General features: G+C 67.9%; 15 protein-coding genes and 1 pseudogene. 2 read left to right on the top strand and 14 right to left on the bottom strand.

Annotation, left to right across the window (positions count from 1 at the left end; genetic code table 11):
* Positions 1 to 199 precede the first annotated feature (199 nt).
* The 6 genes from N4261_RS09145 to tadA all read right to left on the bottom strand — a co-directional run bounded on the left by N4261_RS09145 (position 200) and on the right by tadA (position 8,844).
* Entirely contained in the window at positions 200 to 2,113 is a 1,914-nt protein-coding gene (locus N4261_RS09145) for an ABC transporter ATP-binding protein (protein ID WP_261759844.1), read from the bottom strand.
* A gap of 7 nt (positions 2,114 to 2,120) precedes the next feature.
* On the bottom strand, positions 2,121 to 3,599 hold the full coding sequence (locus N4261_RS09140; protein ID WP_261759843.1) for an ABC transporter permease: 1,479 nt from the start codon (positions 3,597 to 3,599) through the stop codon (positions 2,121 to 2,123).
* A gap of 42 nt (positions 3,600 to 3,641) precedes the next feature.
* The gene (locus tag N4261_RS09135; protein WP_261759842.1) at positions 3,642 to 4,625 is read right to left on the bottom strand and encodes an ABC transporter permease; all 984 of its coding nucleotides are present in this window, start codon (positions 4,623 to 4,625) and stop codon (positions 3,642 to 3,644) included.
* Positions 4,625 to 6,883, bottom strand: a complete 2,259-nt coding sequence (locus tag N4261_RS09130; RefSeq protein WP_261759841.1) for an ABC transporter substrate-binding protein — start codon at positions 6,881 to 6,883, stop codon at positions 4,625 to 4,627. Before N4261_RS09130 ends, N4261_RS09135 begins: the two co-directional genes overlap by 1 nt.
* 309 nt (positions 6,884 to 7,192) lie before the next feature.
* A complete protein-coding gene (locus N4261_RS09125; protein WP_261759840.1) occupies positions 7,193 to 8,188 on the bottom strand; it encodes an LD-carboxypeptidase in 996 nt (331 codons plus the stop codon).
* Positions 8,185 to 8,844: a tRNA adenosine(34) deaminase TadA gene (tadA, locus tag N4261_RS09120; RefSeq protein ID WP_435532025.1), complete on the bottom strand. Its 660-nt coding sequence runs from the start codon at positions 8,842 to 8,844 to the stop codon at positions 8,185 to 8,187. Before tadA ends, N4261_RS09125 begins: the two co-directional genes overlap by 4 nt.
* Before the next feature lie 51 nt (positions 8,845 to 8,895).
* Here tadA and N4261_RS09115 point away from each other — a divergent pair, with 51 nt between their 5' ends.
* Positions 8,896 to 10,263 (top strand): DUF72 domain-containing protein, encoded by a 1,368-nt coding sequence (locus tag N4261_RS09115; protein WP_354005406.1) that lies wholly within the window; start codon positions 8,896 to 8,898, stop codon positions 10,261 to 10,263.
* Positions 10,264 to 10,316: 53 nt separating this feature from the next.
* Here the strand turns inward: N4261_RS09115 and N4261_RS09110 are convergent, their stop codons facing one another.
* From N4261_RS09110 to N4261_RS09100, 3 genes and pseudogenes are all read right to left on the bottom strand, one after another.
* Entirely contained in the window at positions 10,317 to 10,907 is a 591-nt protein-coding gene (locus tag N4261_RS09110) for a 2'-5' RNA ligase family protein (RefSeq protein WP_261759839.1), read from the bottom strand.
* Positions 10,908 to 10,957: 50 nt separating this feature from the next.
* The gene (locus N4261_RS09105) at positions 10,958 to 11,179 is read right to left on the bottom strand and encodes a hypothetical protein (protein ID WP_261759838.1); all 222 of its coding nucleotides are present in this window, start codon (positions 11,177 to 11,179) and stop codon (positions 10,958 to 10,960) included.
* Positions 11,180 to 11,264: 85 nt separating this feature from the next.
* A pseudogene (locus N4261_RS09100) lies at positions 11,265 to 11,399 on the bottom strand (CGNR zinc finger domain-containing protein); the annotation flags it as partial.
* 81 nt (positions 11,400 to 11,480) lie between these two features.
* On the opposite strand from N4261_RS09100, the gene N4261_RS09095 reads away from it, so the two are divergent.
* Positions 11,481 to 12,767 (top strand): alkaline phosphatase family protein, encoded by a 1,287-nt coding sequence (locus N4261_RS09095; protein ID WP_261759837.1) that lies wholly within the window; start codon positions 11,481 to 11,483, stop codon positions 12,765 to 12,767.
* Positions 12,768 to 12,779: 12 nt separating this feature from the next.
* Here the strand turns inward: N4261_RS09095 and N4261_RS09090 are convergent, their stop codons facing one another.
* The 5 genes from N4261_RS09090 to N4261_RS09070 all read right to left on the bottom strand — a co-directional run bounded on the left by N4261_RS09090 (position 12,780) and on the right by N4261_RS09070 (position 22,154).
* Entirely contained in the window at positions 12,780 to 14,435 is a 1,656-nt protein-coding gene (locus N4261_RS09090; RefSeq protein ID WP_261759836.1) for a GMC family oxidoreductase, read from the bottom strand.
* Between the two features lie 43 nt (positions 14,436 to 14,478).
* The gene (locus tag N4261_RS09085; RefSeq protein WP_261759835.1) at positions 14,479 to 19,164 is read right to left on the bottom strand and encodes an Ig-like domain-containing protein; all 4,686 of its coding nucleotides are present in this window, start codon (positions 19,162 to 19,164) and stop codon (positions 14,479 to 14,481) included.
* A gap of 67 nt (positions 19,165 to 19,231) precedes the next feature.
* On the bottom strand, positions 19,232 to 20,086 hold the full coding sequence (locus N4261_RS09080; protein ID WP_261759834.1) for a class I fructose-bisphosphate aldolase: 855 nt from the start codon (positions 20,084 to 20,086) through the stop codon (positions 19,232 to 19,234).
* A gap of 101 nt (positions 20,087 to 20,187) precedes the next feature.
* Positions 20,188 to 21,168, bottom strand: a complete 981-nt coding sequence (locus tag N4261_RS09075) for an aldo/keto reductase (RefSeq protein ID WP_261759833.1) — start codon at positions 21,166 to 21,168, stop codon at positions 20,188 to 20,190.
* Positions 21,165 to 22,154, bottom strand: a complete 990-nt coding sequence (locus N4261_RS09070) for an ABC transporter permease (RefSeq protein ID WP_261760660.1) — start codon at positions 22,152 to 22,154, stop codon at positions 21,165 to 21,167. The genes N4261_RS09075 and N4261_RS09070 overlap by 4 nt, the downstream gene beginning before the upstream one ends.
* Positions 22,155 to 22,157: the final 3 nt, after the last annotated feature.

Below are 22,157 nucleotides of genomic sequence, written 5' to 3'. Positions count from 1 at the left end.
TTTGGCGCATTAATTCAATATATGGGCGTAACAGCCCCATTCATGGGAATGGAGCGCCAGATACCCCAATCCGATACGGTGCAAACCTCACCTCCACAGGGAATACTCGACCCATATTCAGGCAAAGAAAAAGGCCGCGAATGCGGCCTTTGGGAAGATCGGGCGACGAACGCCGTGCCAGTTTCGCGCCGTGCCAGCGTCACGCCGCCGACCGTCGCTCCACCCGCGGCACCGCCGCCAGCAGGGTGCGGGTGTAGGCCTGCTGCGGGCGGCCAAGCACCGCATCACAGTCGCCCGCCTCCACAATGCGTCCCGCCTGCATCACCGCGACCTCGTCGGCCACGTACTCAACCACGCCGATGTTGTGGGTGATGAACAGGAACGACAGCCCGCGGCTGCGCTGCAGTTCCCGCAGCAGATTCAGGATCTGCGCCTGCACCGACACGTCCAGTGCGGAGGTGGGCTCATCACACACGATGAGCCGCGGCTCCACCGCCAGCGCCCGCGCGATGGCAATGCGCTGACGCTGACCGCCGGAGAACTCATGCGGGAAGCGACCCAGCGCATCGCGGCGCAGGCCGACCTGGTCCACCAGGTCGTGCAGCAGCGCAATTCGCGCCGGGGCATCCAGCTCCGGACGCAAGGCCAGCAAGCCCTCTTCGAGCACTTCCTGGACCCGCAGGCGCGGATTCAGCGAGGCAAACGGATCCTGGAAGATGATCTGGATCTGCCGGCGAGCCGCGCGCAGCGCTTCGCCTTCGAGCCGGAACAGATCCTGCGGTACGCCGTCCGGGCCTGTGCCCTCTCCCGCGGCGCCGGTCGACGCCGTCGATCCCGCAACGGACGCGGGATACAGCAGGGCCTCGCCCTCGATGACGGCTTGTCGGCGCAGCAGCTGCACGATCGCTTTGCCCGACGTCGTCTTGCCGCAGCCCGACTCACCGACCAAAGCCAGGGTGCGGCCCGACTCGATCCGATAGGACACGCCGCCGACCGCATCGAAATACCGGGTCGCGCCGCCAAACAGGCCACGCGACAGCGGATAACGGACCTTCAGATCCTTGACGTCCAGCAACAGCCGACGCGTGTCCCGATGGGGCTCGCTGGCCACCTGGGGCTGCACGGCCGGACGCGACAGCGGCTCGCGCACATCGGTGTACAGCAGGCAGCGCACCTCATGCCCGACCGGCCGATCGGGCACGCCGGCCAGCGCCGGTGGCGTCATGCCGCAGTGAACCATCGCGCGATCGCAGCGCGGCGCAAAACGGCAGCCGTCAAAGGTCTGCCACAGCGGCGGCACCGTGCCGGCGATGGCCGCCAGCGGCTCGCCGCGGCGGTTGGCATCCGGCAGCGCACGCAGCAACAGCCGCGCATAGGGATGCTTCGGCGCCTCGAAGAAGTCAGCGGCAGGAGCGACCTCCACGATCTGGCCCGCATACATCAGCGCCACTTGATGCGCCATGCCGGACACCACCCCCAAGTCATGGGTGATCAGCAGCAGGCCCAGGCCGCGCTCGCGCTGAAGGTCTTTCAGCAGGTCCAGGATCTGCGCCTGGATGGTCACGTCCAGGGCGGTGGTGGGCTCGTCGGCGATCAGGTAGTCGGGCTCGGCCGCCAGCGTCATCGCGATCATGATCCGCTGCTTCTGGCCGCCGGACAGGCGGAACGGATACTCGTCGATGCGCCGCTCCGGCTCAGGGATGCCGACCCGGCGCAGCCAGTCGATGGCCTTGGCCCGCGCCTGTGCGCCGCGCAGCGGTGTGTGGGCCTCGATCGCCTCGACGATCTGATCCCCCACCTTCATCACTGGATTCAGGCTGGTGCCCGGCTCCTGGAAGATCATGCCGATGCGACCGCCGCGCACGTCCCGCATGCGGGCCTCGCTCAAGTCGAACAGGTCCTGCCCGTCCAGATCCAGGCGACCGCCGGCGATGCGGCCGTTGTCCGGCAGCAGCCGCATCAGCGCCAGGGCGGTCATGCTCTTGCCGCAACCGGACTCGCCCACCAGCGCGAAGGTCTGGCCGCGGGCCAAGGTCAGCCGCATGCCGTCGATGGCCCGGACCAGCCCGGCCTCGGCATCCAGATGCACCTTCAGGTCTTCAATCTTCAGCATGATGGACTCAGGCCCCTTGCTTGTTCTGAGCCGCCTGGGTTGCAGCCTGGGCTTTGCGCGCCTTGAGCGACAGCACCTGCGGACGAAGCTTGCGCGAGCGCGGATCGAAGGCATCCCGCACACCATCGGCGAACAGGTTGGCCGCCAGCACCAGGCTCACCATGAAGGCGAACGCGGCGGCGAAACTCCACCACACCAGCGGATCGCGGCTCATCTCCGAGCGCGCCAGATTGATCATGCCGCCGAAGCTGTTCATCGTCGGATCCACGCCCACGCCGACATAGGTCAGCACCGCCTCATACAGGATGAGATCGGAGAAGTTCAGCACCAGACTGATCAGCACCAGATGCATCACGTTCGGGACGATGTGGCGGACCATGATCCGGCTGTCGGACACGCCGAAGGCCGTGGCCGCCTGCACGAAGTCGGATTCGCGCAGCTTCAGCGTTTCGCCGCGCACCAGCCGACACAGCGTGGCCCAGCCGGTCACCCCCAGGATCACGCAGAGCAGGAAGATCTTCAGATCGGCCCGCTCGGCGCCGGTCTCGAACGCCTCCGGATGCTTGTCCAGGAAGACCTGCACCATCAGCACGCAGGCCGCGATCAGCAGCACGTTGGGCACCGAGGTCAGCACGGTGTAGAAGTACTGGATGACCTCGTCCACCCAGCCCTTGAAGTAGCCGGCCAAGATGCCCAGCACCAGCGCGAAGGGCAAGGTCGCCAGCGTCGACAGCGCACCAATCACGAAGGCGGTGCGGATGCTCTTGAGCGACTGGTAGAGCACATCGTTGCCGGTCTGGTCGGTGCCGAAGACGTGGTAATGCCCCATCAGCGCGATCACCGGCCCGGCCAGCAGGGCCACCACGGTGAGCGTCAACAGCGCGGCGCGCCAGGGATAGTGGGTGCGGTCCTTGAGCAGGTCGCGCAGCCCGTGACGCCATCCCCCATGGCTGGGCGCCAGGATCGCCGCCATGGCCGCGGCCATCAGCACCGCCGCAAGCGCACCGCCCGCCAGGCCGGACAGCGCACGGCGGATCAGGTCACCGGTCCATTCGGTCGCCGGATCCGACAGATGGGCGCCGCCGAAGGCCAGCCGCGGAAACTCCCGCACCACCTCGCTGCCGTGGGCAACGCTGTCCTTGTTGAAGCCCTGATAAGCCAGCGGCGCCGAATAGCTGGTCTCGCGCATCTCGATCTGGCGCGACAGCAGCAAGTCCAGCACCGATTCGGTCCGCGTTTCGTAGAAGCGCTCACCGGCGGGGCTGTCCGCCAGTGCGCGGCGGAAATGCAGGCTGTCCAGCGCCGTGACCAGCACGAACAGCGACAGCACCACCCCGGCGCTCAGTGCCGCCGGGTCGCGCAGCACCCGCTGCCAATTGGCGCGCAGATGCGGGCGGCGCACCAGCCGCACGATGTAGCCCACCAGCACCGCCGCCAGCGCCCACAGCGCGACGTCGGTCCAGAGAATGACGATCTTGAATCCCATGTCGGTCTCGGTCGGTCTCGGTCAGGCCATTGCGTGAGGGGGTCAGGTCAGCCGCACACGCGGATCGACCCAGGTGTAGACCACGTCGATCAAGGCATTGCTGGCGATGTAGAGCAGCGCGCCCAGGAACACCATGGTGCGCACGATGGCGAAGTCCTGCCCGGTGATGGCCTCGATCACGAAGGCCCCCAGGCCCGGAATGCCGAAGAAGCTCTCGAACACCAGGCTGCCGAGGAACACATACGGCAGGTAGGCGCCGGCGCTGGTGATGATCGGAATCAGCGCATTGCGCAGCACATGGCGCATCAGCACCACCGGTTCGGACAGGCCCTTGGCGCGGGCGGTGCGGACATAGTCCTTGCCCACTTCTTCCAGCAGCATCGCCCGGTACAGGCGCGCCTCTCCGCCCAGGCGGGACAGCAGCGACAGCGCGATCGGCAGCGCCAGGAACTTGATCGCATCCAGGCCCGGCTCATAGCCGTTGATCGGCACCAGCCGCAGCACCCGCGAGAAGAAATACTGCCCGACGATGATGTAGAACAGGCTGGAGATCGACAGCATCAGCACGCACAGCACCACGCCCCAGAAGTCGATGCGGGAGTTGCGGAAGAAGGTCAGCAGCAGGGCGAAGGCCACGCTGATGATCAGCTGCAGGATGAAGATCGGCACCGCCAGCTGCAGGCTCACGCCCATGCGCACCTTGACCTCATGGCCGATGTCCACCGCCTGGCGCGCATCGGAGCGTCCGAACTCCAGCATCATCAGCGAGACCGAGCGCTCCCAGAACACGGTGTGGGTCAGCCGCTCGGTGCCCTGGCGAGCGGCATCCCAATACAGCGGCTTGTCGTAGCCGCGCTCGGCCTTCCACTTCTCGATCTGTTCCTGGGTGACGCGCTTGCCGCCGATGTTCAGGCGGGCCATGTCATCGGGCGTGTTGACGCTGAAGAACAGGAAGAAGGTGAGCAGGTTCACGCCCACCAGGATCGCCAGGCCGTAGGCCAGGCGCCGGGAGATGTACTTGAGCATCAGGTCGTTCCTTCAGCGACGGCCGTGGCGCGTGCGGTGGCCGTTTCGCGGGCCTGGAAGCTGCGGCGGGTGGCCCAGAGGATGGCGCCGGCGCCGATCACCAGCACGATCAGCGGCCACCACACCGGATGGTTCCATTCCGACTGCTTGCGGGCGCGTTCCGCGGCATCCAGCCGGTAATAGCGGGCGGCGTCGCGAATGATGATGCTGGGCTTGGCGTTGTAGATCCAATGCTGGGCCGCCTGCGCGGTGTAGGGCCAGTAGCCCCAGGCCCAAGGGGCGTCCTGTTGGGCGACCTCGATCATCCGGTCCATCACCTTCTGCTTCTCGGGACCGTCATCCAGGGTCTGCATCTGCTTGAACAGACGGTCGTATTCGTCGTTCTGGTAATTGGCCGAGTTCTCGCCCTCATGCAGCGACTTGCTGTTCGGGCCGTAGAGCAGGAAGAGGAAGTTCTCCGCATCCGGATAGTCGGCGAACCAGCCCCACCAGAAGATCTGATGCTTGCCCTGGTGGATCTTTTCCTGGAACTGGTTGTAATCGGTGGCCCGCACATCCAGCTGCACGCCGATCTTGGCGAACTGCTTGATCATCCAGTCGTTCTCGGCCTTCACCTCGGGCGTGACCACCCGCATGAAGTCGTAGTTCAGCACCAGCGGCTTGCCGGTGCGGACGTCGCGTCCATCGGGATAACCGGCCTCGGCCAGCAGCTGCTTGGCCTCGTCGATCGAGCGGCGCTCCACTTTGCCGTCCACCCGCTTGTGGGTGACCGGATTGAAATGCTGCGGCTCGGCCTCGCGCGAACCGAACACGCCCGGCGGCACCGGACCGTAGGCGGCCACGCCGCCGCGGTTCTTGAAGATCTTGCCGTAGCCCTCTTCCCAGTCGATGGCGATCGACAGCGCCTGGCGCAGCTTGCGGTTGCGCAGCTGCTGGGCCGGTGTGTCGCCCTTGCCCACCACCGGGTCCAGCCAGTTGAAGCCCAGATACCAGCTGTTGGGATCGGTGTCCCGGGGGAACTTGAAGCCGCGTTGCTTGAAGAAGTCGGTGACCTCGTCGGAGTCGCTGGCGTCGGCCAGGAACTCCACGCCCCAGTCGGCACGCTCCATGTCCGGCAGGTCCAGATAGCCCTGCTTGAACATCTCCTTGCGCGGCACCCGTTCCTTGATCAGCGTGCTGACGATGCGGTCCACAAACGGCATGCGCTTGCCGCAGTCCGCCAGCAAGCCGGCTTCGCGGTCATGCGCCGAGCCTTCGCAGGGATAGAGATCGACCCGATAGTTCGGGTTGCGCGACATGACATGGCGACGGTCCTGCAGGTACTCCGTCATCATGTAGGGCCCGGTGCCCACCGGCCACTGGTTCCAGGACATGCCGCGCTCGAGCATGCCCGGCTGCGCATAGAAGCGATCGACTTCCCACGGCACGGGCGAGAGGAAGGTGGTGGCCATCCAGTACGACCACTGCGGATACTTGCCCTTGATGCGGATGCGCAGCAGATGCGGATTGACCGCCTCCGCGCCGGCCAGCGGCCAGCGGCGGAAGTCCAGGAAGGGCTTGTCGGTGGTGCTCTCGGGCAGGCCCTTGAGCAGCTTGGCGTTTTCCTGGCGGATCAGCTCGCCATAGTCCTTCAGGCCGATCACATGCTCGGAGAACAGGCCGAACACCGGCGCCTCGATGCGCGGCGTGGCGTGGCGCTTGATGGCGTAGACGAAGTCGTCGGCCACCAGCTCGCGGGTGCCGGTGTGCTCGAACTGCCAAGGCGAGCGTTTGTCGCCCAGTTGCTTCGTGGTGAGCTGGTGATAGAGGTAGTCGCCCTTGGCATCCTTGGCGAAGGCCGGGCTGGGGGCGTAGGTCACGCCTTCGCGGATCGGCACGTCATACACGCTCTGCGCGATCTTGTCGGCGGGCGTGTCGTCGGGCAGGCGCTGGCCCTTCTCATCCAGGTAGTAGGGCTTGACGACCGCAGCGGCCGAGCGCGGAATCAGCTCGTACGGCCGCTTCAGGTAGTGATAGCCGTAGAGCGGCTCGAAGATCTGATAGGTGTAGACGCTCTCGGGCGCGGTGTAGGACGCGGTGGGGTCCAGGTAGCGCGGCGAGCGTTCATCGAAGGACAGGTAGAGGGTATTGTCCTTCGCCGCGCCCGCGGGATAGGGACTGTTGTTGCAGGCGGCCAGCAGTGCGGCGGCGCACGCGCTTCCCACCCAGGCCAGCGCCTTGCGCCAGCCGATTCCCGCGATCCACTGCCCCGACAACATCGTCATCCTTCCAAAAACAAAGCCGCATCGTCCGGATGCGGCAGTGCCAGATTGTTGCCATCGCGAGCCCCTCACGGGCCGGCCGATGCTGGGGTCGCATCATAGCGGCGCGGCTGTTCGGCGGCCCGCTTGCGGGCACGGCGATCGCACCGCAGGCGCGGGACCTCGTCGGGCGATCAGCAGGAGCTCAACAGGCGCTCAGGAGGCGATCCACCGGCGCTCGCCGCGCCCACCGAAAGCCACGCCCCGCCGAGGCACGCCGGTGCGGCAGGGCGATCAATGGGCGATCAATGGGCGATCACTAGTCGATCAATGGCCGTGATCGTGGCTGTGGTCGTGGTCGCCGTGGCCATGCCCTTCATGACCGCCATGGTGATGGTGATCATGTCCGCCGGGTCCGACGTGGCCCCAGGCCACGAACACATCGCGGCCTTCCACCAGCAGCTCGGTCTTTGCCCCGATCGGCAGGCAGACCTTGGTCGGCACATGGCCGAAGGGCAGGCCGGTCAGCAGGGGCACCTGCATCCGATCGCGCAGCGCCTGCACGCAGCTCTTGAAGTTGTAGCCACGATCCAGCGGCGACTTCTTCCATCCGGTGAACTGGCCCAGGATCACCGCCTTCTGTGCGTCCAGCACACCGGCCTGCCAGAGCTGCAGCAGCATCCGCTCGATCCGGTAGGGATGTTCGTTCACATCCTCCAGGAACAGGATGCCGCCCTTGATCCGCGGGAAATGCGGGGTGCCCAGCAGCGAGCAGAGCACGGCCAGGTTGCCGCCCCACAAGGTGCCGCGAGCCTCCAGGCCGTCGAAGCCGACCTCGGTGCGAAAGCCGACGGCTTCCAGCGAGCCGTCCATCGCTTCAAGGAAGCAATCACGGGTGATCTCGTCCACGCCGCCGTCGGCGTCGCTGCGGCCGAAGTCCTCACACGCGAGCGGGCCGGCCCAGCTGATCTGCTTGGTGTGGGCCAGCAGGCCGAGTTGGAGCGCAGTCAGGTCACTCAGACCGACCCAGCGGGTGCCCTGCTCGACACTGCGTCCCAGCAAGGCCCAGTCGATGCGGTCCAGCAGCCGGGTCAGCCCGTAGCCGCCACGCGTGGCCAGCGCCACCGCCGGGGCCGACGTCGCCACGCGGTGCAGGGCGGCCAGGCGCTCGTCGTCGTCACCGGCAAAACGCTGGTGGCGGGCCAGGGCGCTCTCATCGATCGTCACATCGAAGCCGAGCGTCGACAGCCGCTTGGCGGCACGCTTGAGCGGCTGCGACTGGGCAAGCACGCCGGAGGGGGTGTAGAGGGTCAGGTCACTCATCGCGGCGGCTCGTCGGGGGAATGGTCGGGCGGAAGCGCCAGATAGTGCGCCTCGCCCACGGGAATGTCGTCGGGGGTGGTCACGGCCTGGGGCGCAGCGAACACGGCCAGCGGATCGGCCAGCGCGGCGGCCAGCCGTCGCTCGCCGCGACGCTGGCGCGCGGCTTCGCGGCGTTCGGCGAAGAATTCGCGCAGCAGGCGGGCCGACGGTTCGGCCAGCACGCCGCCGTGAAGCGCCGTGTGATGGTTGAGTTGTTTCTGCGAGAACAGGTCCAGCACCGAGCCGGCCACACCGGTCTTGGGATCGGGGGCAGCGAACACGACCCGCTTGAGCCGCGCATGCATCATCGCCATCGCGCACATGGCGCAGGGCTCGAGGGTCACGAAGAGCTCGCACTCTGGCAGTCGGTAATTGCCCAGCAACTGAGCCGCGTGGCGCAGCGCGACGATCTCGGCATGCGCGGTCGGATCGTGGGTGGTGATCGGGCGGTTGTAACCGGTGGCAATCACCTGGCCGGCGCGCATGATCACCGCGCCCACCGGCACTTCGCCGACCAGCCAGGCGTTCTGGGCCTGGTCGAGTGCGAGGCGCATCGCGTACTCGTCGCCCGGCTGGGCGGGGGCGATCGCAGGAGACATCGGAAGGGAGTCGGTCATGGTGTGGAGCTTCGCGCGGCAGTGTAGCCGCCGGCGCTATGCTGCCGGCCCATGCAACCGGATGAAGCACCGCCGCCGCAGCAGGACGACCTGTTCGGCGACTTGATCGCCCAGGCACCCGCGCCGGAAGGCACGACCCCGCCGCGTACTCGCCGAAGCGCACTGGAGCCGGCCCTGGCCGACCGACAGCGCCGCGCGACCTCCGAGAAGTCTGCCCGGTCCGAGCCGGACGACGAGGCGCTGGACGGCGATCGCAACATTGCTCTGGACGACGATCTCAGGGGCGATCTCAAGGCCGATGTCAACGGCGATCTTGAAGACGATCTCAACGGCGATCTCGACCTCGGCCTGGACGACCTCCCCCACCCGGAGTCGGCGTCAGCGCCGCCTCCCAAGTCCCGGACCTCGCCCGCCAAACGGCCACGTGCGGGCATCGTCGCTCAGCCGCCGGATGACGAGACGGTCGCGCTGGCGGCGGCGCTGTCGCCGAACATCCGGTTGGGCACGTCCTCGTGGGGCTATCCCGGCTGGCAAGGGCTGGTGTGGGTGGGTCGGCACGGCGAATCCAACCTGTCGCGCCAAGCGCTGAGCGTCTATGCCCAGCATCCGTTGTTTCGGGCGGTCAGCATCGATCGAGGTTTCTATCAAAGGCTGACAGCCAGCCAGTACGAGCGGTATGCCCAGCAGGTGCCCGCCGATTTCCGTTTCACCATCAAGGCGCCCAGCCTGGTGACCGATGCCCTGGTGCGCAGCGAAGATGGTCGCGGCCGTCAGACCAATGAGGCCTTCCTCGATCCACGGCTGGCCATTCAGGAGTTCATCGAGCCGGTGCTGCAGGGGCTGGGCGAGAAGGCGGGCGCGCTGGTCTTCCAGCTCAGCCCGTTGCCGCTGCAGATGCTCGATCGAATGCCCGCGCAGCTGGATCGGCTTCACGCCCTGCTGGGCGCCCTGCCCTCGCTGCGTGAGCGGTCGCCGGACGCGGTGGTGGCTGTGGAGGTGCGCGACCCGGAATGGCTGACGCCCGACTTCGTGGCCATCCTCAAGCAACACGGCGCGCGTTACTGCCTCGGTCTTCACCCGAAGCTGCCGCCCATCGATCACCAGTTGCCGCTGCTGCGCGCCATGTGGCCAGGGCCGTTGGTCTGCCGCTGGAACCTGCACCGCCTTCACGGCCCCTTCGGTTATGAGGACGCGCAAAAGCGATATGGCGAGTACGACACCCTGATGGACCCCGATCCCGACACCCGGGCGGTCCTGGCCAAGGTGATCCACGCCACCGCGCAAGCGGGCCATGCAGCCTATGTCACCGTCAGCAACCATGCCGAAGGCTCGGCGCCGCGAAGCGTGAAGGCGTTGGCGCAGGCACTGGTCGACGAGGCGCAGGCGGCCGCAGCCGCTGCGCCGTCGCAGGAGGCGTGACGGCGTTCCCCGGTTGAATTTCCGCTGAAGGTCAGCGCCTCGTCAGCGCGTCGTCAGCGCGGAACGGGCGCCGAATCCCTCATCGAGGGCTCGCCCAGCGGCCATCGTCCGACCATCACATGGCGAGACTGTCCCTGCAGACTGTCCGCCAGATGGAAGTCGATCGCGGTCCAGCCGGGCACGGTGTGGGCCTCGGGCTCGATCAGCCGATCGTCATACGCCAGGGTGAGATGCGGCGTGAAGTGCGGATCGATGGTCAAGCCCTGCGCCGAGAGGCGCTCGCCCAGATGCGCCCGGAACTGCCGCACCTGATCCAGGCCCGCACCGCCCGACAACACCAGCGGCCGGTTGCGCGCCTTGCGGGTGAAGCTGAGCAACTCGTCGAACTGCAGTGGCAGGGTCGGCCAGACGATCGACGCCGCCGCACGCTCCGCGGCGGCGCGCACGGCCGCCATGGCGGTGGCCTGCTCGGGGATGGCGTCGTCATACCAGCCCAGATGGTGCAGGGTGACGTGCAGGCGATCCGCACGGGAGGGTCGTTCGCGCAGCCCCAGCCGACGCGCGATCGCCTGCCCGACCTCGGCCAGGCGCTGGGCGGTGGCCTCATCGGGACGAAGGCAGAAGAAGAGCGCGTGGACTGTCATCTCAGTTTGGTCGGACTTGGCGAAACCATGGATGGCTTCCGATCACCGGTTCAGGGCGACACCTCGGAGGCGCGCTGCTCGCCTTGCTGCATCAGGTCCTGCACCTTCTGGCCGACCGCCTGGGGAGACTGCGGCTTCGCGGCCGTGGATCCGGCGCTGGAAGGGCTGCCGGTGGGCGCCGACGGCTGGACGGTGGCCATCTGGTGCTTGGCGCTGAACATCACGATTGCGAAGACGATCACCAGGCCGATGATGGAAAGGGCGCCGCGCATGGGGAACTCCGGGTGGGATGTATCAAGGACAGGCAGCATAACGAGTGGAGACGACGCCGCGATGGAGGCCGCAACGCCGCGCCGACTACGCGTTCTTCCGGGACCGGAATGCCGCGAGCTTCATCCGATTGCCGCACAGCGCCGTGCAGCACCACTGGCGTCGACGGGACTTGGTCTTGTCGTGGACCATCAGGGTTCCGTCATGGGCTGTCGACCCACGTCGCCCACCTCTTTGCGTCCGAAGTGCCATGGCCCGGTCAAATCCGCCTGCCAGAATCGCGGCGAGCTTTTTCCTTCCCCCTTGCCATTTCTCATGCACCTCTCCGATCCCGGTCTCCATCCCAAGCGCCCCTTCCACTGGCTCCACAGGCTGGCTGGCCTGACCCTCCTGCTGCTGGCCGCAGGTTGCGCGCCCCTGCCCCCGGCAGCGCCCGCCCCCGTCGCCACCGCACGCACGCCAGTGATCCTGGTCTCCATCGACGGCCTGCGCCCTGACTACCTGAGCCGAGGCCTCACACCCCGACTGAGCCAACTGGCCGCGAACGGCGTGCGTGCGGAAGCGATGATGCCGTCGTTCCCGACCAAGACCTTCCCCAACCACTACACCCTGGTCACCGGCCTGCGCCCGGACCATCACGGCGTGGTGGACAACACGATGGAAGACCCGCGCATCCCCGGTGAGCGCTTCTCGCTGGGCAATGCCGCCGCCGTGACCGACCGCCGCTGGTGGGATGAAGCCGAGCCCGTCTGGGTCACCGCCGAAAAGCACCACATCCCCACGGCAACGATGTTCTGGCCCGGATCCGAAGCGGCCATTCACGGCGTGCGGCCCACGCGCTCCGCGACCTTCGACGGCAAGCTCTCGGCCAATGCCCGCACCGACACCTTGCTGGGATGGCTCGGTGACAGCAATGCGCAGGGATTCGGCTTCCTCACGCTGTACTTTGATGACGTGGACCATGCCGGCCACGAACAGGGGCCGGACAGCCCTTTGCTGAACGAGGCGCTGGCCCAGGTCGATCAGGCCGTGGGGCGTCTGCTGGACGGACTGGCGGCGCGCAAGCTGACGGCCAACATCGTGATCGTGTCGGACCACGGCATGGCGCCGGTGAGCCCCTCTCGCGTGATCCGCATTGACCAGATGGCGCCTGCCGGCAGCTACCGGGTGGTCAGTAGCGGCACCTTTGCCGGGCTGGAGCCCGCGGCCGGTCAGGCGGCGGTGCTGGAAAACGCATTGCTGCAGCCACGCGACCATGTGCAATGCTGGCGCAAGGCGGAAATTCCAGCGCGCTTCGCATTCGGCAAGAACGCTCGGGTGCCGACTTACTTCTGCCTCGCGGAGCCGGGCTGGATCCTGGCCACCAACGAGAAGTCGGCGCAACGGGTCAAGGGCGGCGCGCATGGCTACGACCATCAAGCCCCGGACATGCGCGCCACCTTCATTGCCGCAGGTCCCGCATTCAAAAACGGGGTGGTGCTGCCGCCCTTCGACAACGTGGATGTCTACCCGCTGCTGATGCAACTGGTCGGCGTGACGCCGCTGCCTTCGGATGGCCGTCTGGCGCCGCTGATGCCGGCCCTGCGCTGAGACGGCTCAGGATCAAGACACCGTGGACGGGGCGCAGGCGGCCTGCTGCTCCTGACGCACCCAGCCGGCGGCCATCTCGGCCAGCATCAGCGTGGGGCTGTTGGTATTGCCGCTGGTGATGGTGGGCATGGCGCCGGCATCGGCCACCCGCAGGCCCGCCACACCGCGCACCCGCAGCCGCGAGTCCAGGACCGCCAGCGGATCGCTGGCCACACCCATGCGCGTGGTGCCCACCGGATGGAAGATGGTGGTGCCGATCTCGCCGGCCAGACGGGCCAGCTCGGCATCGGTCTGGTACTGCGGCCCGGGCGTCCACTCTTCGGGCCGATAAGGTGCCAGCGCCGGTTGAGCCACGATACGGCGCGTGATGCGCAGCGATTCCGCCGCCACCTGGCGATCCTCATGGGTGCTGAGGTAGTTGGGCGCAATGGCGGGCGCATCCTCGAAGCGCGAGCTGCGGATCTGCACCGTGCCGCGGCTGCTGGGGTTGAGGTTGCACACACTGGCAGTGAACGCCGGATACCGGTGCAAGGGCTCCCCGAACGCGTCCAGCGACAAGGGCTGCACGTGATACTGCAGATTGGGCCAGTGCAGCTCGGGCCGGCTGCGGGTGAAGGCACCCAGTTGCGAGGGCGCCATGCTCATGGGCCCGCTGCGCCGCAGCAGGTACTCCAAGCCGATCGCCGCCTTGCCCCAGATGCTGTTGGCGAGCGTGTTCAAGGTCTTCGCCCCCTGCACCTTGAAGACCGCGCGGATCTGCAGATGGTCCTGCAGATTGGCACCCACCCCGGGCAGATCCTGGCGCACGGCGATGCCGTGCTGCTGCAGCAGCGCGGCTGGCCCCAGTCCCGAGAGCTGCAGCAGTTGCGGCGTGCCGATCGCGCCGGCGCACAGGATGACCTCGCGCCGCGCCCGCGCGGTGCGCATCTGGCGCCCGTCCCACACCCGCACGCCGGTGCAGCGCAGCCGGCCATCGGGCTGGGTCTCCAGCAGCAGCTCGGTGGCGCGGCAGCGCACCCAGAGCTCGAAGTTGGACCGGTCGGTGCAGGCCGGGCGCAGGAAGGCCTTGGCCGTGTTCCAGCGCCAGCCGCGGCGTTGGTTGACCTGAAAGTAGCCCACGCCTTCATTGTTGCCGCGGTTGAAGTCGAGACTGGGCGGCAGGCCGGCCTGCACCGCGGCCTGGGCGAAGGCGTCCAGGATGTCCCAGCGCAGTCGCTGCGGCTCCACCCGCCATTCGCCGCCCGCACCGTGCAGGGCGTCACCGCCCAGGAAGTGGTCCTCGTGACGCTTGAAGGCCTGCAGCACATTGTTCCAGCGCCAGGCCGGATCGCCGGTGAGACGGGCCCATTGCTCGTAGTCACGTGACTGACCGCGCATGTAGATCATGCCGTTGATGCTGGAGCAGCCGCCCAGCGTCTTGCCGCGCGGGTAACGCAGGCGGCGGCCGTTGAGGCCCGCGTCCGGCTCGGTCTGGTAAAGCCAGTCGGTGCGCGGGTTGCCGATGCAGTAGAGATAGCCCACCGGGATGTGGATCCACGGATGGCGGTCATGGCCACCGGCCTCGATCAGCAGGGTGCGGCGCTGGGGGTCCTCGCTCAGCCGGTTGCTCATCAAGGCGCCGGCGGTGCCGGCACCGACCACGATGTAGTCGTAGATTGGGTCGCTCAAGGAAGGCCTTATGGGCTTGGAGGGTTGAGGAAACGCAGCGGGGTCACTGGCCCGCGCTCTGAAGCGTCCAGTTCTGGTTGCTGCCACCGTGGCAGGCCCAGGTGATGAGCTCGGCCCCCGCACTGCTGCTGTTGCCCGGCACGTCCAGGCAGGCGCCGCTGGCATGGTTGCGCAGTACGCTGCCGCTCAGGCGCCACTGCGTGCGATCGCCGCTGTTGCAGGCCTGCTGCACCACCGCCCCGCCGTTGCCGCTGGTGTCGGCCTGGGCCAGGCACAGGCCGCTGTGGCGGACCACGAACTGCAGGCGCCCGTCGACGTTGTTGACCGCAAACTGCTCGCTGCCGGTGCTGCCGCAGTTCCTTTGCAGGGCCTTGGCCCCTTCCGCGGTGGAGGCATCGGCGATGTTCACGCAGAGCTGGCTTTGGCTGGAGCGCAGTCGCAACAGGGCACTGGTGGCGTCCAGGGACCGCAGATAGTCCACCAGGGCCTGGCGCTGGGGCGCAGCCAGGTTGTCCGCCCCGCCGTGGCCGCCGGCCAGCAGACTCGCCAGATCGGTCGCCTGGCCGTCGTGGAAGTAGCTGCCGAGGCGCCACAGGTCAAACAGCGTGGGGGTGTCGAAGCCGACGCCCGCCAGCGGCTGGCCGTTGCCCAGGCCCGATGACGGCCGTATCGTGCCCACATCGTGGCGCAGGCCGTCGCGCAAGGTGAGCCCGCTGTGGCAACTGCTGCACTGGGCGCTGGCAAAGAGACTTCGCCCCTGCTGCGCGCTCGCACTCAGGCTGCCGTCGGCCAGCCGCGCGGGGCTGCGGCCATAGCGCGAGAGCGAACTCAGGTAGGCGGCCAGATCATCCAGGTCGGCGCTTCGCCCGGCCTTGGGCGTGCCCAGGGGATTGGCCGTGGCAGCGAAGTCGGCATTGCTCATGAAGCCGGTGCCGCCGAAGGCATTGCGCACATCGTTCTCGAAGTCCTGCACCTCGTCGAAGTTGGCACTCCAGTGCAGCCGGCCATGGCCCAGGCCCTGGCGACCCTGCAGACTGATCGTGCGGCGCAAGCCCTCGCCGCGCTGGGTGAGGTCCCACACCATGCCGTCGTCGCCGCCGTCGGCATGACAGCTGGCGCAGGACATGTAGTTGTCGCGACTCATGCGGCGGTCGGCTGCGTTGTAGAAGAGCTGCTTGCCGCGCAGTGCCGCGGCGCTGAGCGGCTCCTGGGCCACGGTGCTCACGGTTTGAACCCGTGTGGCTGCGGCGCTTTCACTGGCCAACACGGCCGCCACGTCATACACGCTCACCGAGCGGCCGAGGAAGTTGTTGATGAACAGGCGCTTGCGCGAGGCGTCCAGGTAGAGACCGTGCGGGCCCCGGCCGACATCGCCGATCTCGCCGCGCACCGCCCGGGTGTAGGGGTCGACGATGGCCACGCGATTGCCCTCCATCTGCGCCACGAAGAGATAGTCCCCCTGCGGAGCGTAGAGCGCGGCGCGGGCCGGAGCGCGGTCGTCGAAGTCCAACTGCGCATCGATGAGCTCGGCGGCCTGGGCCAGATCCACCTGGCTCAGGATCGAGCGCACCGTGCGGTCGTGCAACAGGTCCTGGCCGTCGCGGTGGCGGCCGCGCAGGATGTTGTCCTTCTTGGAGGGCAGCACCGCGCGGCGTCCGTCCGGCGCGATCACCACCTGGTGCAGGTAGTTGGGCACGCCGCGGGCGCGGCTTTCGTCGTCCACGGTCGTGCTGTCCACGCGCAGCGCGATGCCGGTCGCAGCAGTCAGGGGCTGCAGGGCCACCTTGTGCAGCAGGCCGCCGCTGGCGGTCGACCGGAAGCGGGTCACATAGGCGGTCTGGGAGTCGGCCGCCACGGCGATGCCGCGCAGATCCCCGGCCAGGTCCAGGTTGCCGGTGATGGCGCCGCTCGCGGGATCGAAGCTCAGCAGACGCGACTGATGTTCCAGGCTGAGCAGGCCGCGACTGCCGTCAGGCGTGAAGACCACGCCGTAGGGACCGCTGCCATAGTCCAGATCGATGCGCGCCGCCACGCTGCCATCCGCGCTGTTGAGCACCAGCAGGCGATCCTCGCCCTGCACCGCCACCCACAGGCGGCCGTCGGGACCGCGCGCCAGGGTGCGCGGCTCACGCCCCACGCTCACCTCCCAGCGCTTGACCAGGGTCTGAGCATCCACGGCGCTGACCGTGCCGCTGTCGGGATTGAGCGCATAGACACTGCCGGCATCGCCGACGATGTTGCTGGTGTGGGTGGGCTGCACCGTGGTGGGCGGGTGGATCACCGTGAGCACAAAGCTGTAGAAGCGCTCCAGGCCGGCGGCATTGCGCACCGTCAGGGTGACGCTGTAGTGGCCGGGCCGGGTGTAGACGTGGTTGGCCGCCGGCGTTCCGGCAAAGCCGCTCTGCTGTCCGTCCCCGAAATTCCAGCGGAACTGGGCGCTACTGCCCATCAACACCTGGGGATTGAGCTGGAGCGTCCCGTTGACCAGCCGCGGCGTGCCGCCCAGGCCGGGATCGCCCACGATGGGCAGACTGCGCAGATCGGCGACGTCGGCATCGCCGAGCACGCGGGCATAGACCCGCACATCGGCCAGGGTGCCGCGCAGGAGATCGGCATTGCCCTGGATCTGGCCCAGCATGCTGAAGCGGTTGCCCAGGCCCAGCACGCCGGTGCGGCCGGTGCTGCTCTGGCGCACGCCGTCCACATAGAGGGTCTGGGCGCCGGAGGCGGCGTCACGCGTCATCACGATGTGGTGCCAGGCACCGTTGTTCACCGGGTCGCTGGAGCGCAGCACCGGATGGCTGGCCGAGGCGCCGCCCACCGTGAGCGCGATGCGACCGCTGTCGTCCAGCCAGCCCCAGAACACATCGTCGGAGCCGCCGAACTGATCGCGGCCGAACAGGCCCGGCGCCGTCCATGGGACGGCAGTGCCCACCTGGCTGGTCTTGAGGTAGAAGCTGACCGAGGAAGTGCCGCCCAGCACCGAGGCCACGCTGTCGTCGGCCAGACTCACACCGGCGCTGCGGCCGGCCAGGTTCAGGCCGATCGGTTCGAAGCTGTCGCCATCGCTGCTGACGCCGTTGCTGCGCCCCACCGGATCCGCGAGCGTGCGGGCCAGGCTCCAATGGTGGACCAGGCCGATGTCGAGCGCGCTGCCGGTGGTGAAGCTCGCGTGGTAGTCGCTCGCGATGCCGTTGCCGGCATAGTCCTTCACGCCGCCGGCCGGCAGCAGCACCTCGTAGGTGGTGCCGGGCTGCAGGGGCTCTGCGGGCGAGAAGTTGATGATGCCCAGCTGCACGCTGTAGGTGCCGGCCAGCGTATTGCCGCCCACCGGCCGCACGATGAAGCTGCCGGCATGCACGCTCTCGGGCAGGATGCTGTCGCTCAAGCCCAGGCCGATGCGCGAACTCAAGCCCTGCTGGCCCGCGCCGTTGGCCGGCGAGACCTGGCGCACCGTGGGGGGTGTCGTGTCCGGCGCACGGTCATGCACCATGAAGGCGCTGCCGGAGCCGTGGTCGTTGCCGATGAAGAGCAGGTTGCCGAACGGGGCGACCTGGCCATGATCGGAGTGGGACTCCTCTGGTGAGCCGGGAGGAAACATGCCGCCGCGGCCCACCTCCACATGCTGCAGGGGGTTGCTCACATCCACCTTGTGCACGCGGTACTGCGCGCCCTGGAAAACGAAATGGTCCTGGGTGCCGCAATAGAGCTGCTCGTCGATGGCCAGGCGGTCGTCCTCAGCCACGAAGCGACTGCGGTCGGCCAGGCTGTAGCCGAACATGCGGGCACCCGCGCCGCGCACCGAGGCATAAAGCCGCTGGCCGTCGAAGCAGGTGGCGTAGTAGGTGGGGAGGGACTGGACCGTGTCCAGCACCTTGGGATTCAGCGGATCCGAGATGTCCAGGCTGGCGAAGCCGTCGCTGTTGTCCATCGAGCTCAGCACCATCTGGTTGCCCAGGGTGAAGATGGGGCCCACGCGGAAGCCGCCCAGTTCGCCGGTGGGCACGGGATTGGGCCGGCCGGGGCCGCGGTCCGCCAGTTGCGCATTCGCAGGATCGTGCGCATCGATGATGTAGATGCCGTCATTGGCCGAGGCGACATAGACATAGGGCGCCTGCCACCAGAGCTGCCAGCTCACATTGGCATAGTCACCGCCGTTGACCGTGGGCAAGACGAGCTTCTTGACCTGGCGGATGTCGTTGATGTCGGTGAAGTCCCAGAACTCCAAGCCCTTGGTGGTGCCCAGCACGATGTAGCTGCGCCCGCCCAGCGTGGTGCTGCCCAAGGCATGGGCCTCGCGGAACTCGGACGTGCGACCCTCCGGTTCGTAGATGCGCTTGACCAGTTGGATGGCGCGCGGATTGGAGACGTCGTAGAGCAGGAAGCCGCCCGGCCCCGCGCCGCTGTCCGGCGCGAACACGGTGAGGAAATAGCCCTTGTGCATGATGCCCACGTTCAGGCCATAGGGATTGCGCCCCGGGTAGGCGTCGGGCACGCCCTGATCGTCACGGCGTATCCAGGACACGGGCGTGAAAAGCTCGGCCTCGGTGTAGCTGAGATTGCCCAGGCCCGGCCCCTGCAGGGCCAGGGGTGCGTCGGGCAAGGCGGTCAGCCGGGTGATCAGTTGGCGTGCCGAGGCCAGCGGGCTTTGGCCCTGCACGGCGGCCTGGGCCAACAGCGCCCCGCACATCAGCGCCAGCAACGACAGGACGGACTTGACGATCTTCATGTTTGTCTCCTCTGATGACGGCGCAGGAGGTGAGGTCGGACCTGGCGCCGTGGGCTTGCGCGCGGGCTCAGCCTGCAGCGGATCGGCGCTCGTAGAGCGCGAAGGCCTGCTGGGCCGTGGCGCTCTCGTGGATCATGGCCATCAGGGCCTCCACCACGGCGGCGGGGCTGCGGTGCTGGTAGACATTGCGTCCATAGACCAGGCCGACGGCGCCCTGGTCCAGCAGGACGCGCGAGCGGGAGAAGACCTGCTGCAGGTCCTCCTTGCCGCCGCCGCGGACCAGCACCGGGCAGCGAGCGGCCTGCACCACGCGGTGGAAGTCGGTCGGGTCGGCGGTGGGATCGGCCTTGATGACATCGGCCCCCATCTCGCGGGCCAGGCGCACCAGGGTGACGATCTTCTCGGCGTCTCCGTCCACCATGTAGCCGCCGCGCGCGCTGTGGGGCGCCATCACCAGAGGTTCGATCATCAGGGGCATGCCGTAACGATCGCAGTCGGCCCGGACCCGCGCGATGTTGTTCACGCACTGCCGGAACAGATCGGGCTCGCCCGGCAGCATGAAGAGGTTGACGACGGCGCAGGCCGCATCCATCTGCACGGCCGGCAGCACGGGGTCATCGCCGTTCTGCAGCACGGCCCACATCACGCGGTGGGTCGCGGCGTTGTAGGGATTGCCCATGTCCAGGCGCATCACCAGGGCGGGCTTGTCGCGCCCCGGCCGGCTCTGCAGCAGGTCGGCCTGGCCGTAGTTGAGCTGGATGGCGTCGGGGCCGGCCTCGACCAGTCGGTCCATCACGCCGGGCATGTCTTCCAGGCCATCCAGGAAGCTGCCCTCGTTGCACACGCCGTGGTCCACAGCGATATCCAGGCATCGGCCGCCCTGCATCAGGCGGTTCAGGCGGGCTTGTTTCACTTGCATCATCAGGGGCTCCTTGCAGTTCTTGGGCGCGAGTCGGCCCGCCGCGGGGCCGGAAGGCCCCTCGGGGACGCGCTGCGCATGGGGGTGTCAGTGGTGGGCGGGGCTCAGTCCAACGTCTGGAGATGGCGAGCTGCAGCGGCGGCAATGGCGGCCAGATCGGCCGCATCCAGGTCCAGCCCTCCGGCCCCCGCGTTCTCGCGTGCCTGCGAGGGCACGCGGGCGCCGCACAGGGCCACGTCCACCGCGCCGCTGGCCACCGTCCAGGCGATCATCAGCTGGGCGAAGGAGCAGCCCTTGCGCTCGCGCAGCCCGTCCAGTTCCAGGAAGAACGCGCTCAGTCGCTGGCGGTTGGCGCGGCTGAAGCGCGGGTTGCCGGCGCGTTGGTCGTCACCGCCGAACCGGCGCTCGGGATCGATGGGCCCGGCCAGCAGCCCGAGGGACAAGGAGGAATAACCCATCACCGCCACGCCATGGTGGCGACACAGCGGCAGCAGGCTGTGCTCGATCTCGCGGTCGATCAGGCTGTAGCGCTCCTGGATGGCATCCACCGGGCCGCAGCGCAGGTATTCGGTCAGCGTCGGGGCATCCACATTGCTCACGCCGATCGCCCGGATCTTGCCCTGACGCTTGAGATCCAGCAGGGCATCCATGGTCTCCTGCACCGGGGTGCCGCTGTCCTGCCAGTGCGTGATGTAGAGATCGATGTAGTCGGTCTCCAGACGTTGCAGGCTCTGCGCCACCTCGTGGAAGATGGACTCGCGGCCCAGGTGGCGGTGCACGGCCTGCCCCTCCTCATCGAAGAAATGCCGCCCTTGACGCGTGTGCCAGACCAGGCCGCACTTGGTGGCGATCACCGCCTCGTGGCGCCGCCCGCGCAGGGCCTGGCCCACCAGGCGCTCGGCCCGGCCCAGGCCGTAGGCGGGCGCGGTGTCGATCAAGGTCACGCCGGCATCCAGCGAGGCCCGCAAGGTCTCGATGGCGGCCGCATCGTCGTTGCCGCCCCACATCCAGCCGCCCATGGCCCAGGTGCCCAGGCCGACGGCACTGCAGGAAAGGCCGTATGGCCAGAGAGTGTTGGTCTTCATCGCATCACCTTCTTCACGTTCAAGAGATGGTCCACAGTCACCGCGGTCAGCAGGATCAAGCCCTTGATCGCGTCCTGCCAATAGGGCGAGACGTCCAGCAGGATCAGGGAACTGCTCACCACCGAGAGCAGGGCCAGGCCCAGCACGGCGCCCAGCACCGTGCCCGAACCGCCCTTGAGGCTGGCCCCGCCGATCACCACCGCGGCAATCACATTGAGTTCCATGCCCACGCCGAACGTGGGCGTGGCCGCCCCGAAGCGGGCCGTGTAGATCACGCCGGCCAATCCAGCGAGGGCGCTGCACAGCACCGTGACCCAGAACTTCACATGGCCGGTGCGGATGCCTGAATAGAGCGCCGCCTTCTCGTTGCTGCCGGTGTAGAACACCTTGCGCATCAAGGTGGCGCGGCGCAGCAGGAAGTCACTCATCAGCACCACGACGCCGAAGATCAGGATCACCACCGGCACCCCTCCCACCATGCCCTGGCCGATGAACTTGAACTCCGGCGGCAGGGCAAAGAGCGATTGGGGCGTGCCCTGGGTGAGGGCCAGGCACAGACCGCGCACGATGACCATGAAGGCCAGCGAGGCGATGAAGTGGCTCAGACCGATGACGGTGACACACCCCCCGATCAGCGCCCCGACGCCAGCGCTGGCCACGATGGCCAGGGCGCTGGCACTCCAGGCATCCAGTCCCAGCAGAAAGAACTTGCCGGTGATCACCATCGCCAGGCACACGACCGATCCCACCGAGAGATCGATGCCGCCCACGATGAGCAGGACGGTCATGCCGACCACCACGATGCCTTCGATGGAGAAGGACATCAGCATCGCCCGGACGTTGTCCCAGGTGAGGAAGTAGGGCGAGGCGAAGCTCATCGCCAGGCAGAGGCCGGCGATGATCATCAGCAGGCCCGTCTCGCGCAGGCTGCCCAGCCGCCACCGGGGCAGGCTGGGGCCGGCGCCGCGCGCCGGGACCTCGGCCATGCC

The sequence above is a fragment of the Roseateles amylovorans genome (assembly GCF_025398155.2).
GTDB lineage: Bacteria > Pseudomonadota > Gammaproteobacteria > Burkholderiales > Burkholderiaceae_C > Roseateles > Roseateles amylovorans.
This window is presented reverse-complemented; position numbering and strand designations above follow the sequence as displayed.

What these genes read in the sequence shown, in the direction of transcription:
- N4261_RS09105 (WP_261759838.1), bottom strand. Translation starts at nt 11,179, where the DNA reads ATGCGCGGCGCCCTTTCCATCATCGGCCTGGTGATCGTCTTCGCAATC.
- tadA (WP_435532025.1), bottom strand. Translation starts at nt 8,844, where the DNA reads ATGACCGACTCCCTTCCGATGTCTCCTGCGATCGCCCCCGCCCAGCCG.
- N4261_RS09140 (WP_261759843.1), bottom strand. Translation starts at nt 3,599, where the DNA reads ATGGGATTCAAGATCGTCATTCTCTGGACCGACGTCGCGCTGTGGGCG.
- N4261_RS09075 (WP_261759833.1), bottom strand. Translation starts at nt 21,168, where the DNA reads ATGAAGACCAACACTCTCTGGCCATACGGCCTTTCCTGCAGTGCCGTC.
- N4261_RS09085 (WP_261759835.1), bottom strand. Translation starts at nt 19,164, where the DNA reads ATGAAGATCGTCAAGTCCGTCCTGTCGTTGCTGGCGCTGATGTGCGGG.
- N4261_RS09115 (WP_354005406.1), top strand. Translation starts at nt 8,896, where the DNA reads ATGCAACCGGATGAAGCACCGCCGCCGCAGCAGGACGACCTGTTCGGC.
- N4261_RS09145 (WP_261759844.1), bottom strand. Translation starts at nt 2,113, where the DNA reads ATGCTGAAGATTGAAGACCTGAAGGTGCATCTGGATGCCGAGGCCGGG.
- N4261_RS09135 (WP_261759842.1), bottom strand. Translation starts at nt 4,625, where the DNA reads ATGCTCAAGTACATCTCCCGGCGCCTGGCCTACGGCCTGGCGATCCTG.
- N4261_RS09125 (WP_261759840.1), bottom strand. Translation starts at nt 8,188, where the DNA reads ATGAGTGACCTGACCCTCTACACCCCCTCCGGCGTGCTTGCCCAGTCG.
- N4261_RS09130 (WP_261759841.1), bottom strand. Translation starts at nt 6,883, where the DNA reads ATGTTGTCGGGGCAGTGGATCGCGGGAATCGGCTGGCGCAAGGCGCTG.
- N4261_RS09110 (WP_261759839.1), bottom strand. Translation starts at nt 10,907, where the DNA reads ATGACAGTCCACGCGCTCTTCTTCTGCCTTCGTCCCGATGAGGCCACC.
- N4261_RS09070 (WP_261760660.1), bottom strand. Translation starts at nt 22,154, where the DNA reads ATGGCCGAGGTCCCGGCGCGCGGCGCCGGCCCCAGCCTGCCCCGGTGG.
- N4261_RS09080 (WP_261759834.1), bottom strand. Translation starts at nt 20,086, where the DNA reads ATGATGCAAGTGAAACAAGCCCGCCTGAACCGCCTGATGCAGGGCGGC.